The organism is Mesorhizobium sp. P3_A9 (genome assembly GCF_056402975.1).
In genome coordinates, this window is the sequence record NZ_JBFUGJ010000127.1 from 1 (window position 1) to 15,450 (window position 15,450).

The window sequence follows — 15,450 nt, forward strand, 5'->3', positions numbered from 1 at the left end:
GGCCCAGCTTGGGTAATCTGGTCATAATTGCCAGTCACCGTGGCGATGCCGTTATAATCGATCAGAACATCGGCATTAGAAGCCGTCACCGTTGCCGTGAAACCGACGACTTCAACCGCATTGTTGGAGCCGTTCATGGTCACGCTGCCCAAATCTCCCTGGACCTGGACGAGATCGTCGCTGCCATTGACCGTCATCGCCACCGCATCACCAGAGGTCGCATTCATATCGACGATGAAGTCATGCGAATAAGAATAGGTCCCGGCGGTTCCGACCTGGATCGAGCTTGAGCCAGGACTGATCCAGTTGGGTGAGGTCGCAATGGTACCGGCACCGGCAAAGAGCAGGCTGACATTGGGGTCCGTAGCGGTGCGACTTGTGTTGAAATCATAGTCCGCCGCATACTGAGCCACCTGCACGGCGGCTTGTGCCCAATCGTCGGAAATGCCTTGCACGCCTTGGGAGTTTTCTTGCGCGATATAATACCCCGTATTGGCCATTTCTTCTGCCGTTGGCAATCGACCGAAAGCATTCTCATAGAATGGAATAGGGCTGTTCATATATCCGGCTATGCCTTGATAGGTTTGCCATAAAGCGAAGTTCGCGTGATATTCTGGTGAGTCAAGGTAGATTTTATAGGCCAGTTGTTCTTCGTTGAAGACGCCGTTGGTGATGTATTCCGATAGGTATTGGGTTTGGGAATCGTCCATCGCATGACCCATCATCACGAGGTACAATTCATTCGCCTGGGCGATATATTGGTTTTCAAGTCCTACCGAGATGGTGATGGTTTTCTGAGCATCGCCCAAGCCGTCATTGATCGTCCAGGTGTCCATGCCGTTGGCGTCAATGCCATGGGTCGACCAACCAGAGGCCGAACCATTGCTGGCGGCCACACTGCCCGATGTCACACTCCGCGACCATTGATAGCTGCCATAGGCATTGGCAAAATCCACCGTGGTATCGGTAATGCCGCTCGAGGCGACCAGGGTCGTGATCAGGCCATTGGCGCTGCGGGTATAGGTATTGCTGCCGGTGACCGCTCCGCTCGGTCCCGTCGTATTGCTGTAGTAGTTGTCAACCGTGGTGGAGGAGCCATCCGGGTTGACTGTTGTGGTATCAACCTGTTCGACGACTCCATTCCCATCATTATCTACCTGCTTGACGGTCACCAGCCCGTTGGCGCTGACCGTCGTGACGATCTTCTGGCGCAGATTGCTGAAGCTGTTGCCGAAGGCGCTTTGTGTTGTCGTGGTCTGGCTGCCATCGACATTGAGCATAGTGGCGGCGGAACCTATAATGTCGGTGGCCAGCATGGAGCCCGGCAGGCCGGACCCGGATTTGATATCCGAGGCTGCCGTGGTCAGTGTCGATTTGGATTCAAGCCCGGTCGTGTCGAAGGCAAAGCCTGTACTCAAGCCCGAGGCCGACACCTCCTGCGCACTCTGGCTGACCGTCAGGCTACGCGCGTCCTGGTCAGTGATTGCGAGCAGTTGTCCGGCATCGGCCGTGGTCGACCAATTGAAGGTCTGTTCGTAAGCAGGAGCCCCAAACGCACCAGTACCGCTCCTGGTCTCGGTCGTCGTGCCATCGGCATTTCGAACATAGACATCCGTTGTGAGATTGTAGGGTGTGGCAAAGCTGGGCGTATAGGTGGCCGGAGGAGAATCCCCTTCCCCCAGATCGCTAGCATCGGCGGTGATGGTCTGCCCGGATGCATCATAAGCGTTCTTGGTCGTTGTCGTGGTGGTGCGCCCGTCCCAGCTCACATTGGTGATGGTTTGCGCCAGGATGGTGCTCAATGCGCTCTGGTCGTAATAGGTCTCGGTCTCGGTAGTAGACCCGTCGAGATTGATGGTCTTCTGGTCTGTATAGAGGGCGCTGGCCGCGCCCTGCTGCTGCAACGACGTGGTGTCGGAAAGACCATTGCCGGAGACCGTGGTAGTCTCGGTGTCAGCAGCCGTTCCACCCACCGTATCGGCATTGGTCGTTGTTTCAGCACCGGTGGCTGCAATCACCGTGCTGCTGGTCTCCGATTCGGTGGTGCTTGCCGCCATGGCCGAATTCAACCGGCCACTGAGCGTAAGGGACGTGGTGGATGTGAGACCATTGCCGCTCACATTCGTGGTGCCGGAGGTGGCGAGCGTCGTGCCCGAAACCACCACATCGCTGTCGCTGAAGACTGTGGCGGCGCTGCCATCGGTGTTGAGGGTCTCGGTGGTGCTTTGCGTATYGGTGACCACACCCGACCCATTCTTATAGGTCTTGGTGATGGCCAGGCCATTGGCGCTGGTCGCCGTTACGATCGTGCTGAGGAGCACGGCAGCGGCACCCCAACTGGTCAAGGTCTCGGTGAGCGAGCCATCGGCATTGGTCTGGTCGACATCGGACTGGTCCAGATGGGTGAGCGTTCCCGTCTCATCGAGATAGTGGTTGGTGGTCACCGTCAGCCGGTCGGCGCTGGTGGTGGTGACGGACTGGGTTTCGGTTGATCCGTTCTGGGCCTTGGCGGTAACGGTTTCCGTCTCGCTGCCATCGGCATTGACGGCTGTCAGATCGGTGACGACCTTGTTGAAAACCGCAGCACCGCCACTCACCGCGCCATTCTGGTCAGAGGACGTCGTGGTTGAAAGACCATTGCCGGATACGGTCGTGACTTTCTCCGAGACCAGGCYACTGGTGTTATTCAGTGAAGCCGTATCCGTGACGCTGCCATCGGCATTGACGGTCTTGGCGTCGGTCTTCGAGAAGTCCCAAGTCCCATCCCCGTTTACATCTGTAGAGAGCGTCGTGGTCAGGGCGTTGCCGCTCACCGCTTGCTTGGTCTGCCGCAGCAGGGCGCCACCCTGCGAGGCATAGATCTGCACGGTCTCGTCTACCTCGCCGGTGGCCAGAGGGGTCACCGTGTCGGTGGAATAAAACGGCACCGAACCATTGGACTGCGAGGTCGTCGTGGTCTGCCGGCCGACACCGGACACCAGGACATTGGCCGTGGTGGTGCTGACATCGCGCACCGTGCCCGCACTCGTTCCGGTATAGTCCGTGACAGTCTCGGTGGTGCTGCCATTGGCATTGTACTGCAAATTGTCGGTCGTGCTCTGGTCGATGGTCCCATCGCCATTGAAGTCATGGCTGACAGTCTTGCTTAGACCGTTCGCGGAGACCAAGGTCTGGGTTTGGTCGAGCAGTGTTGATCCTGAGCCATTGTACTTGCCAACGGTGGTGGTCAGGCTGCCATTCGTCGAATAGGTTTCCGACGTCTTTGTATTGAGATCGTTTGTGCCATCGCCATTGACATCCCGGGTGACGTTGTTCGACGTTCCAGTGCCACTCACATAAGTATCGGCACGATCGAGCAGCGTGCCATTGGGTGCCGAGGCCGTTTGCTCGGTCAGGGTCGAGCCGTCCGCATTGTAGGTCGTGCTCGCGGTTGTCGTGCTGTCCCAGGCATTGCCATGGCCGGTCGCGTCAATATTGGTGGTTGTTGTGAGCCCGTTGGCGGAGGTCACTGTCTCGGCCCGGTTGACCAGGCTGCCATTGATGGCAAACCGGCTGGTGAGGTCGGTCACCGTCCCGCTGGAAGCCGTGGTTATGGACTCGGTCTTATCGACATAGGCCGTGTTGGTTCCGCTCACCGTCTGCACGCCATAGTCGGTGATGGTCTGCGTGCGCCGGTCGGCCGAGGTCACCGTCACCGCCTGGTGCAGCAGACTGCCATTGGAACTGGTGGTGGTCACCGTCTCTGTCACCGAGCCATCGGCATTGTTGACCTTCTGGTCCTTGAGCGTGGTATCGGTCACCCCGTCACCATTGACATCGGTGGCCGTGGTCACCGTGAGACCATCGGCGCTGGTGGTGATGATGGTCTGATCAAGCAACGTGCCGTTGCTGGCATAGTTTCCAATGGTCTCCGTGGCGCTGCCATCGGCATTCTTGACCGTGACATCGGTTACCTTGGTGTCGATGACGCCATCGCCATTCACATCCGTCGTCGTGGTCCTGGACAAGCCATCCGCCGAGGTGGTGACCACGCCTTGGTTGAGCAGCGAGCCATTGGCGGCCAGACTGGAGGTCGTGTCGGTCTTGATCCCGGTCGTGGCATTGATGCTAACCGTCTCGGTGCTCGTGGCGTGGCCAATGCCTAGGCTATCGTTGGAGATTGTCTTGCTGATCTGGTCAGCGCCCAGGTGGGTGGTGATCTGGCTRACCAGGCTRCCATTGAGCGAAGTGATAGTCACCACCTCGTCGCGGCTGCCATCGGTATTGAGCGTCATGGTGTCGGTGGTGGTACGGTCCGCGCCATGCGTGCCGTTCAGGTCCTGCACTGTGGTGGTGGACAGGCCATCGGCGCTCTTCGTAACGGTCTGGCCATCGATATAGGCGCCGTTGCCGCCATAGTTCTGAAGGGTGGAGGTCGAAGTGCCATCGGCATTGGTGGTGATCACGGTGTTGACCGCCCGATCCACCGTGCCGCCTCCCATATGATCGGTCGAGACCGTCTGGGTCTTGCCGTCAGCACTTATGGCTGTCCATACCGTGCCCAAATCCGATCCATTGTTCGAAGTGGTGGCCACGGTCTCGTTGCGCGAGCCATTGGTGTTGACCACAAGGCTATCTATAACGGTCAGATCGGTGGTGCTGTTGCCGTCGATGTCGGTAGCCACGGTCTTGGTCAGGCCATTGGCCGAATAGCTGGTCGTGCTCTTGTTGATCTCGCTGCCATCGGCATTGAGGTTGGTAATCGTATCGGTGCGCGAGGCGTCGACAGCCGTGGCCTGCACTTCCACCTGGGCGAACCAGCCGCCGCCTGTCGCATCCCGCGAGATGGTAATGGTTTTGCCATCGGCCGAAGTCACCGTCTGCACCGCCGAGAGCTTGGTGCCGCCGCCATTATAGTTGGTCCACAGTTCCGTCGTGTTGCCCGAGACATCCACGGAAGTGGCGATCACCTGCTTCCGATCGATGACCCCGTCGCCATTGTCGTCATAGGTTGTGGTTCTTGTCACGCTGCTGCCGTTGACCACCGTCGTCTGCACATCCGCGAAGGCGACGGAGCCGTCGGCATTGGTGCCGGTATTGGTGATCACCGTGGTGGTGACGCCAGCCACCGTGGATGTGTTGGTGTTGGTGCTGACTGCATAGCCACTTGCATCAGATGCAAGAGTGCTGGCGGCCACAGTGCCCGTCGTGCCGTCGCCTTTCGTGAACGTCGTCTCGCTCGTGATGGCTGAGCCGTCCGCATATTGGATATCCGTCGTATCGCCCGTCAGGTTGATCGACGTGATCCCCGCTTGGGCCAACGTCTCGACTGTCGTCGTTCCATCGGCATTCGTCACCATCACTTTGAACTGCGACCACTTGGCGTCGGAGGCATTGAACACCCCATCGCCATTGCTGTCGAAGACATCCCGCAGGGCCTGCATGTCGTCCTTGGCGGTCGGGTCCCACTGTGTGAAAATGTACTGGCTCTTGTCGACGATCTCGTTCAGGTTGTTCGGATCGTAGAACAGCACCGCCGTCCCCGCCCCAGCCCAGGCCGTTCTATGCGAAAGCCCAGAGCCTGTCGTGTCGAGGAAGGTGTTCGACCGGCTCAGCTCGGTGATGTTGATGCCCTTGCCCGAAACGTCGAGCAGGATCGGGGCGAAATCGTCGCCGCTGTCACCCATGTCCGGGTAGTCGCCGCCGCTCGGCGGATAGTAGTCGCCGACATCGCCGCCTCCATCGCCACCGTCACCGCTCGAACCGTCACTGCCGCTAGCAGAGCCAGTGACGGTCGGATCGGGATAATAGTTAGTCGGGTCATAGCTGCCGGACGAACTCGAATCGTTGCCGCCAGTCGGGTCAGGGTAGTAACCGCTGGGGACGTAGCCGCCCGCATCGCTCGCAATGTAATCGCCTGCCGGGCTCAGATCGTCTGGGTTATCAAGATTGCTAGGGTCAAACCCCGCACCGAAGATGTTCGAATAATTTGCAGAGGAACCAGCGCTCGCATAGGGGCTGCTGTCGCCCGGATAGGAAACCCCACCCAAGGTGACACCCGGCTCGGCTCCGTTGAGATAGCTTCCGTCGTTGGAGCTGTCCGCGCCGATGCCGGGGAATTGAGATGGGTTGACAGCACCATTCCCACCGCCTTGAGATGCCCAATCGGCAGGCGTCATCTGTTCCTTGGGCGAGTCAGTCCCGGTACCGTCTCCTGTATATCCTGTCCCGATAGCAAACGGTCCTTGCTTATATGGGTTAGGATCGTCGATTGAGTTCGGCAAATATGAGTATGGGCTTTGTGGATCGTTCGAGAACATAGGTTGAGGAGGTGAGTCGATGAGTTTCTGAGTCGCGAGCCCGGCGATGATTTCTCCCGCATAGCCTCCCCCAAAGGGAAATACCGCCTCTCCGCCGAGGCCCCCAATGAATTCCGCACCCACTTGCGTAGCTGTCGCAGTAGTAGCATCGAGTAAAGACATTCCGTCTTCATAATAATAATGAATGAATCCCGTGGCCGATCCCAAAAAACGAAGGCTGACATCGGCGTCTTCCGTCAAGGTCTCGAGCGCGGGCTCTGCATATTGATTTTTTATTACTTCCAATGAAGTATTTAGACCGGAAAGGGCATTGTCTAGCCATTCTCCGGCTCGACCGAACCCAATTATCTCCTCATTTGGGTTATTTTTAGCGTTAGTTTCATTCATCTCTTCCTCCATTCCTCTTGGCTATGAGGAATTTTTGCTGTGCACGCGCCATTCTTATATTAAAACTTCCCAGAAGGTATCCCATAAGAGGGATTCCAAGAATTGGTAAAAAAATGTCTTTTTTTAATATGCAGTGAAAAATAACTATTATAAATAATATTCCAATAAATAGCTGCAACACCGAAGCAAATCCATCTGCAAACATACGATTTTTTGGAAGGTAACTTTCCATCCACGGCCACACTAACTTGTTGTTACCCCAGAATTGATCAATTTGAATAGGATCACGCGTTGCGCTTTCAGAATCTTTAGTCCCAATAAAGTTTTCATTTGGACTTTTTGAGCTATGCGCCTCAGCCATTTGCTCGCTCATTTGGCGCCATTAAATAAACTGCAAGGCAGGCGTAAAACGCGTGATCCGGAATAGACATTGTATAACATCCACATGATACGAATGTTGGTGATATTAAACCATCGATCAAACCGCCATGGGATAAGCAATCCAGAACAGACTGATTTATCCTAGACATATGCTCGACTGCCTCCACATCACCCCACTTTGACGGAACTATATCATTCCAACCTGACGGCAACTTGACGAGATCCCGATTTCTGAAAATAACTTCCGATGGCAGCCGACATTGTCCCGCTTAAATCCGAAACCACTTGAAGAACGCCACGGAGAGCGCGCTTCGCCTACCGCTGCATGTGGTGAGGCCAGCCCAGCGGAACCCCTCACCGCTCACGCATCGCCTCAGCGCTAATCTTTGACAAGGGCGAGAGCAGATAGTCGATGATGCGTCGGCTATCGGTATGAATCTCGGCGCTCACCGTCATGCCAGGGCTGAGCGGGATTTTTGCATCGCCAACCGGCATCGCCGTCTCTTCGAGTTCTATCGTGACCGGGAATACAAAGCTCTCGATTTGCCCGGGCGATYCCGGGGCCGGAGCGTTCACTTCGTTGGCCGAAGCGGCCGCGTTGGCAAGGGCGCGTTTAGCCTCCTGCTCATCGAGCGCCTCGGGCGCGATACGGATAACGTGGCCATGGAGCGTGCCGAAGCGGGTGAACGGAAACGCGTCGACCTTGATTGCCACGTCCTGCCCGGCATGCACGAAACCGATATCTAGATTGGCGACGAGCGCTTCGACCTGGAGCTTGCCACCGCGAGGCGAAACCACCAGCAGCTGCTGGCCCGACGTGAACACTTGCCCGACCGTGGTTGCAGCGAGTTTCTGCACGACGCCGTCGATCGGCGACTCGAGCTTTGTGCGGCCGACGCGCGTCGCCGCCTTGGCGACCGTCTGCTGGGCTTCGTCGGCTTTCTTGGCGGCGTCGGCGAGCTTGTTTTCGTTGTCCGCGATGAATTCTGAGACCGCCTTGGTCTTCTCGCTTGAGAGTTCGCGCAAGGCCGCGTCGGTTTCGATCAATTCGCCCTGATCGGACGCCAGTGCGGACTGCGACTTCTGCAGGTCTTCTTGCGCGTCATAAAGGTTGATCTTGGTGCCGACCTCCTTCTTGATCGCCTCCTGCCATGTGCCGACACGCTGGTTGAGCGTAACAAGAAGCGTGTGTTGGAACTCGATGCTCATTTGCAGGCGCTGGCGCGTCGCCACCTTCTGCGAGGCTTGTTTGTCGAGGCTCTGCAACTGGCTCGTAAGCTGGTCAACGTCGGCGCTGAGGACGGCAAGCTCACGTAACCGGAAATTGGTCGGCAGTGCCGCGCCCCAATCGATCTTGTCCCTCGCCTCGGCGACGATGGAACCAAGCGACGGGGCGGGATCCTCGGGCGAGCCGCTCGCCAGCGAAGACTGGATCGGCGCCAGCGCGTCGATGGCGTAGCGACGCCGGGCCACTTCGGCGAGCGCCGCGAACCAGTCGTCGGTAGCGGATTGCTGATCCGCCATTGCTTCGGCGGGGTCAAATTCGATGAGCACATCGCCGGCCTTCACCGTCTGTCCCGCCTCGGCGTGGATCGCGGCGATCTTGCCAGGTTCCAGCGTCTGGAGCACCTTCGCGTGTCCGATGGATTCGATCTTTCCTGGCGCGACGGCCAGGACGTCGAGGCGCCCGAAGAACGACCAGACGAGCGCTACCGCGAAGAAGGCGCAGATCGTCAGCATGAAAACGACGGGCAGCGGTGCCGGCGGTGTTTCAAGGATTTYGAGCGCGGCCGGCAGGAACTCGCGATCACGGCCCGAGGTAAGCGACCCTAGAGGCCGCGGCGAACTCGGTGCGGGTGAGGAAGGAGGCGAGACGGGCTTGTTCATGCCGTGACCCTCGCCTGGTCCGACTGCAGGGCCCAAAGCCGAGCGTAAAGGCCGCCGTCGCGGCGCAGCAGTTCATCATGCGATCCCACTTCGACAATCTCGCCGCGCGCCATGCCGACGATCCGCGTGCAGGGGCGCAGTGCCGCGAGACGATGCGCGATGATGAGCACCGTGCGTCCGCGAACGATGGCGCGCATGTTTTCCTGTACGACCCGCTCGCTCTCGTAATCGAGCGCGGACGTTGCTTCGTCGAAAATGAGGATACGTGGGTTTGTCGCCAGCGCGCGGGCGATGGCGAGCCGCTGGCGCTGCCCGCCCGAGAGGTTCGCGCCGCGCTCTTCGACCATCGTGTCGTAGCCCTGCGGCAATTGCGCGATGAACTCGTCGGCGCCGGCGAGCCGCGCCGCTTGCATCACCATCGCACGTGCCATCGCCGGGTCGCCCAGCGCGATGTTCTCATGGATCGTGCGGTTGAAGAGCATATTCTCCTGCAGCACGACGCCGATCTGTCGGCGCAGCCAGCCGGGATCGAGCTGCGCGATGTCGACGCCGTCGAGCATCACTTGTCCTGCCTGCGGGCTGTAGAGCCGCTGCACGAGCTTCGTCAGCGTCGATTTGCCCGATCCCGATTGTCCAACGAAACCGATGACTTCGCCGGGAGGTATGGACAGCGTCACGCCTTTCAGCGCTTCGGAAGCTTCGGGGCTATAGCGCATGGTGACGCCCCGAAACTCGATCGCGCCGCGCGGCGGCGGCAGCGTGAGGAGATTTTGCGGTGCCGGCTCCGTCGGTGCGTTGAGGATGTCGCCAAGGCGCGACACCGAAACCTGCACCTGTTGGAAATCCTGCCAGAGCTGCGAGAGCCTCAGGATCGGCTGCACGACCTGCGCCGATATCATATTGAACGCGATGAGCTCGCCCACCGTCATCGTGCCCGCGATGACCGCCTGCGCGCCGAGGAACAGAATGAGCGCCGTTGTCGCCTTGCTGATGAACTGGATGACGTTTTGCCCGATCGCGCCGGTCACGCTGGCGTCGAAGGATTTGCTGACATAGGCCGCCAGCCGCTCCTCCCATTGCGCCTGCATCGTTGGCTCGACGCTGGCGGCCTTCAGCGTCTGCGCGCCGACGATGGACTCGACCAGGAACTGCTGGGAACGCGCGCCGCGATTGAACTTCTCGTTGATCTGCTGGCGCAATACCGGACGAAGCAGACCTGCGACGAGCAGATAGATCGGGATCGAGCCAAGGATGACGACCGTCAGCGTCGCTGAGTAGATGAAAAGGACGACGAAGAAAACGAGGGTGAAGACGAGATCGAGGAGCGATGTCAGGCCCTGGCCAGTGAGAAACCCACGGACGGTCTCCAGTTCACGCACCCGTGCCACTGTCTGTCCGGCGGCACGGGTTTCGAAATAGGCCAGCGGCAGATGGAAGAGATGGTGGAACAGCCGGCGCCCGAGCTCGACGTCGATGCGGTTTGTCGTGTGGTTCAGCGTATAGGCGCGCAGGAACTGCAGCACCGCCTCGAACAACCCGAGCGTCGTCATGCCCACCACGAGGACGACAAGCGTCGACAACCCCTTGTGTACGAGCACCTTGTCGACGACCAGCTGGAAGAAGATCGGCGTGACAAGGGCGAAAAGCTGGACGAACAACGAGGCGACCGCGACTTGCGTCAACGGCCGACGGTAGCGCAACAGCGACGGCAGGAACCACCGGAAGCCGAACGTCGTTGGGTCGTAACCGGCGCCACCCAGCCGGCGCGTGACCAGAACGGCTTCGCCCGATGAAGCCGCGAAAGCCTCTGTCAGGCTCATCTCGCGGGTCGTACGAAGGATCGGATCGATGAGACGCACCCGGCTGGGGTCCGCTCCGGCGCCCAGTACGACGCTGTTGCCGTCCGCGAGCCGCAGCAGCGCAGGATAGGGAACCGCGGCGAGCCGCTCGGGCGACCTGATCCGGATCGCACGTGATCGAAGGCCCAGCAGATTGGCGCCTCGCACGACGTCGTCGTTCGTGCCTCGCTGCGCGCCGAGCGCCAATTGATGATGGAGCTGGACCGGATCGGCTGCGACGCGAAAATAGCCAGCGATCAGCGAGAGGCCGGCCAATGCCGGATCGATCGGCGACGCCGTGTCCGGGATCGAGTACTCCGCCGCTGGAATCGTTTCCGTCATCGCCCCTCGCAATTCCCTGGCGGTGGCTGGCAGGCCTTCAAGCCTGCTGACACGGCTGCCTTCGGTCCTGGGCGATCAAAGAACTTTCGCAGAAGCCGCCTCGCATATGCCCGAGCAGCGACCTTACATGGCCAACCTGATGACAACCTGACGAACTCGCGGCCCCGTGCGATTTCTTCATACCGATGACAAGCATCCTCGGGCGGATTGCGCCGCCTTCGACCTTTACGCCGGTTTAAAGCTGAGCCGGAACAGGGCGCCGCCTTCCCTGCGGTTTTCAGCCTCCACCGTGCCGCCATGCTGGCGCATGACCTCGTCGACGATGGCGAGACCCAAGCCGGAGCCGCCCTTGTCGGCCTGCGTGGTGAAGAATGGCTCCAGCAGGCGATCGCGATCCACCTCCGCGATGCCGGCGCCCCTGTCGGCAACGCTGATGATTGCCGGCCGCTCCACCATGATGTCGACGCTGGTGCCGGGGGCCGTGTGGCGCAATCCGTTGCGGATRAGATTGGCCAAGGCTTCGCTGATGGCCATGGCATCCCCCGTCGTCAAGCACGGCGTGTCAGGCGCGTCATAGGACAGTGATTTGCCCTCGGTGATGGCGAGCGGAGCCATGTCGATGACGATTTGCCTGGCGATCGACCTGAGATCCAGCTTTTGGTGGGGCTCAGATACTGACGCGAGGCGCGACAAATGCAGCAATTGCCGGATCAGGTTCTGCATGCGCCTGATGTCGCCGCGCAGGCCGGGGTCCGGGTGCGGCCCCTCGCCTTGCTCGATCCGCGCGGACAGCAGCGCCAGCGGCGTCAGCAATTGGTGCGCCGTATCCGCGGTGAAGCGGCGCTGACTGGTGATGGCCTGTTGCAGGCGGTCGGCAGCGGCATTGGCGGCCTCAGCGAGGTCACGCAATTCCACCGGCAGGTTCGCCTCGCCGATGCGTGCCGCAGGATCAGCTGGCCCGATCCTGTCGGCCTGCTGCGACAGCCGGCGTATCGGCGCAAAGCCGAAGCGGATGATCGTCAAGCTGGCGCCGAACACCGCCAGGCAGATCGGAATGGCAGCGAGGCCGGTTCCGACCATCAGCCGCCATTCGACGTCGCGCAGCAGGGTGTCTGTCGCCGAAGCGTGTTGGCCAACGATAAGCAGGAACTTTTGATGGTCCGGCGTCTCCAACGGCTCCGACAGGAAGTAGAAGGCATTGTCGAGGCCGTCCCTGGCCGCCGTGTTGCTTTCGCCACGCGCCATGCGGCGGAAAAACTGAGCACTGAAACCGTCCTGCAGGGTCTTCGACGACGCCTCAACCAGATCACCGGCGGTATTGCGCAGCGCGTAGAACAAGGTCGGGTTTTCCCCCTGGTAGTCGGCCATGCGCACAGGCGGCAGTTCCGCGGCTGGAGCGGTCCCCGTGGTGAAATGCAGGGCTTGCCTGACTTCCCGAGCCTGACCCTGCAGCCGCAACGATCGCGCCGTCTCGTCGATGTTGGAAAGCTGGTAACCGATCAGGCCAGCGCAGGCCGCGGCAAAGAGCACGAACAGCAACGAGAGCTGGATGCTGAGGCGGACACCGATCGAGCCGAACAGGCGCTCGCTAAGGCGCAAGGCAATACCCGATGCCTCGAACGGTGTGGATCTGCTGGTCCGCCCCCAAACTGCTCAGCACATTGCGCAGCCGGTAGACACTGGCCTCGATGGCATTGGGAGAGGCGCCGTCCTCGAAGCCGAACAGCTTGGCGTTCAGCGCTTCGCGGGTAACGACCTGACCCGAACGGGTGACGAGTTGCTCTAAAAGCATGCTTTCGCGGCGTGCGATCATCAGAGGTTTGCCCGCGATCATCACTGAACGCTCGACCTTGTCGAGGACGATGTTGCCGGCCTTCAGCGTCGACACAGTCAGTTGTCCCGGGCGGCGGAGCAGAGCGGCGACGCGCGCAACAAGCTCGGCAGGTTCGAAGGGCTTGCAGAGATAATCGTCGGCGCCGCGATTGAGCGTGCTGACGCGGTCATCGGCGCCGGAACGGGCCGTAAGGAACATCACCGGAAGTGCCAACTTGGCCTGGCGGGCAAAATCGAGCAGCGTCACCCCGTCACCATCGGGCACCTGCCTGTCGAGCAGCAGGAGGTCATAGGCGGTGGTGCCGAGCGCGTCCATCCCACTGGCGATGGTCTCGACGACATCGACCGCATAGCGCGCCCGCTCCAGCGTAGCCCTCATGTGTCGCGCCAGGACACACTCGTCTTCAAGAACCAGCAACCGCGCCAAAAGCACTGCCTCCATCGGATCGATGCGATGCTTTCGTGGTGTTCACATCGTGCCACATTACATTCGCAACAGACAAAGAAATATACACGATCTATTTGCGGGTTACGAAGGAATCTCCGCCCCGAAATGACATTTCAGAAAACTCAACGGCGCTCCAGTGCTAGTTGAAGCGCCTCCTTGGAATATCAGCGTAGGTCACCTTTAGCGACTATACACGATTATGAAATTCGAACATCAAGTCAACGGCCCTTCGCGCCAATTGCGGCACCGTCGCAAGCCGCCTTGTACACGAATACTTGATTGACGAAAAATTTCATCAGCTCTGACGAGCGTCGTCGATTTGTCTCCGCAGAAACTCGGGGCGCAATCGTGGTGCTGGATCTCACCGCGCCGATAGTGACGAGTGCGATGACGACCGAAGCCGCATACGCCTAGGTCAGTCAGGTGGCCGCGCTCTCTCGGCCACCTTCTGAGCGTCCGCGCCTCACCACCGGCTTGGGCGCTTTTGTCCTGTATTCCCGTTGGCTAGGGAAGGACCGATTGAACAGGGAGCTTCAAACACGCCGGAGCTCGCCGGCGCCAAGATTGATCTCGCACAAGGACTAGGACCCTTTGGAGTCGCTAGGTTCCGCGCATGATCCTCAATCTGCTCATCGGCACCGTCGTCATCAGTCTGACGGTCCTGGTCCATACGTTTGGCCTGATCGCCGTAACCCATGCGATGGGGTACCTTGTGGCGCGGTTTCGCATGCATGGGCGTCACAGCCGCACGGTGGCAATGATCAGCGTGGTGATGGGGCTCTTCGCCGTCATGACAATCGAGATCTGGCTGTGGGCCGGGCTGTACCGGCTGCTTGATATCTTCGCCGACTTCGAGACCGCCCTGTATTTTTCGACCATTACCTTTTCAACGGTCGGCTATGGCGACGTCGTACCCGCTCATACATGGCGCGTCTTGGCGGCATTGGAGGGYGTGAACGGRTTYCTGCTCATTGGCTGGTCGACCGCCTAYCTGATCGCGGCGGGAACGCGCATCGGTCCGTTCAAGGCCGGSGAGCATTTCTGATTGAGTGTCAAACCACCACCGAATGCGAGGGCCGAGTTGCAAGCTCGGTGTTACGATCCTTGATCGCGATCAAAGATTGCCCTGGCGAGTGGACTATGCTTACCGCTTCAAAGGAGAACCAAGATGCAGAACATCAAGGTCGATGAAGCACTATGGGCATCCAGCATGTTGCCCGAGGGTATTGTAGAGCGATGGTTCATCGCGAGCGGTGCCGCGATCAGGGTCGGCGAGCGGATAGCGGAAGTTCGAATTGAAGACGCGCTGCACGAGATCGTCGCGCCAGCAGGCGGGCGAGCGACGATTGTCGCGGCAACCAACGCCGTCGTCGAACCCGGTTCGGTGCTCGCAACATTGGATGACAGGCTGAGCCCTGGCTGACCACGCTCAACAACAGAATCGACGCAGACCACAGGAAATAAGACGATGCTGATCCGCACACTTTCTGCGCTGGAATGCACCAAAATGCTGACGGCCAATCGTATGGGTCGCCTGGCATGTGCCAAGGACGGGCAGCCGTATGTCGTTCCGGTGCACTATGCGTATGCCGACAGTCACCTCTACGCGTTTTCTATGCCGGGCAAGAAAATCGACTGGATGCGCGCCAACCCGCTTGTGTCCGTCCAGGTCGACGAACGCGGCGAAGGACGGGGCTGGAAAAGCGTGGTTGTCGATGGCCGCTATGAGGAACTGCCTGACCGGATAGGCCACAAACTCGAGCGCGACCATGCCTGGACGTTGCTCAGCAAGCACGCCGACTGGTGGGAGCCCGGCGCCCTCAAACCAGTTTCGCCTCCGGTGTCAGACAGCACGCCGCACGTCTTCTTCCGGATCCTCGTCGAGCAGGTGTCCGGCCGTGAAGCAAGCGAGTAGGCAGTTTTCAGTGCCTCAAAACATCGCCACTGCCGAAGAGCCACGGCTGGAAGTGCGGAGATCGCACAGATCAAGCACGATCGTTGGACGCCACCCACCCGTCGATCCGGCCCTGCCAGT

Annotated in this window: 9 protein-coding genes; 3 read left to right on the forward strand and 6 right to left on the reverse strand. The window is 59.7% G+C overall.

Going from position 1 to position 15,450, the window contains the following annotated elements; translation table 11 throughout:
- The 6 genes from AC1DX0_RS18200 to AC1DX0_RS18225 form a co-directional block, all read right to left on the reverse strand.
- On the reverse strand, nt 1-6,686 hold a 6,686-nt coding region (locus AC1DX0_RS18200; RefSeq protein WP_477356325.1), incomplete at its 3' end, for a beta strand repeat-containing protein.
- Entirely contained in the window at nt 6,679-7,047 is a 369-nt protein-coding gene (locus tag AC1DX0_RS18205) for a hypothetical protein (protein WP_477222543.1), read from the reverse strand. The genes AC1DX0_RS18205 and AC1DX0_RS18200, both read right to left, overlap by 8 nt.
- Before the next feature lie 374 nt (nt 7,048-7,421).
- Complete coding sequence (locus AC1DX0_RS18210) at nt 7,422-8,954, reverse strand: HlyD family type I secretion periplasmic adaptor subunit (protein ID WP_477356327.1); 1,533 nt, start codon at nt 8,952-8,954, stop codon at nt 7,422-7,424.
- A complete protein-coding gene (locus tag AC1DX0_RS18215) occupies nt 8,951-11,134 on the reverse strand; it encodes a type I secretion system permease/ATPase (protein ID WP_477222545.1) in 2,184 nt (727 codons plus the stop codon). Before AC1DX0_RS18215 ends, AC1DX0_RS18210 begins: the two co-directional genes overlap by 4 nt.
- Nucleotides 11,135-11,359: 225 nt before the next feature.
- The gene (locus AC1DX0_RS18220; protein WP_477222546.1) at nt 11,360-12,733 is read right to left on the reverse strand and encodes a sensor histidine kinase; all 1,374 of its coding nucleotides are present in this window, start codon (nt 12,731-12,733) and stop codon (nt 11,360-11,362) included.
- Nucleotides 12,723-13,394 carry a response regulator transcription factor gene (locus AC1DX0_RS18225; protein ID WP_477222547.1) on the reverse strand — a complete coding sequence of 224 codons (672 nt, stop codon included), beginning with the start codon at nt 13,392-13,394 and terminating at the stop codon, nt 12,723-12,725. Before AC1DX0_RS18225 ends, AC1DX0_RS18220 begins: the two co-directional genes overlap by 11 nt.
- Nucleotides 13,395-14,028: 634 nt before the next feature.
- On the opposite strand from AC1DX0_RS18225, the gene AC1DX0_RS18230 reads away from it, so the two are divergent.
- The 3 genes from AC1DX0_RS18230 to AC1DX0_RS18240 all read left to right on the forward strand — a co-directional run bounded on the left by AC1DX0_RS18230 (nt 14,029) and on the right by AC1DX0_RS18240 (nt 15,330).
- Complete coding sequence (locus tag AC1DX0_RS18230; protein WP_477222548.1) at nt 14,029-14,460, forward strand: potassium channel family protein; 432 nt, start codon at nt 14,029-14,031, stop codon at nt 14,458-14,460.
- Nucleotides 14,461-14,583: 123 nt separating this feature from the next.
- Complete coding sequence (locus tag AC1DX0_RS18235; RefSeq protein WP_477222549.1) at nt 14,584-14,838, forward strand: lipoyl domain-containing protein; 255 nt, start codon at nt 14,584-14,586, stop codon at nt 14,836-14,838.
- 45 nt (nt 14,839-14,883) lie between these two features.
- Nucleotides 14,884-15,330: a pyridoxamine 5'-phosphate oxidase family protein gene (locus tag AC1DX0_RS18240; RefSeq protein ID WP_477222550.1), complete on the forward strand. Its 447-nt coding sequence runs from the start codon at nt 14,884-14,886 to the stop codon at nt 15,328-15,330.
- The last annotated feature ends 120 nt before the right edge of the window (nt 15,331-15,450 follow it).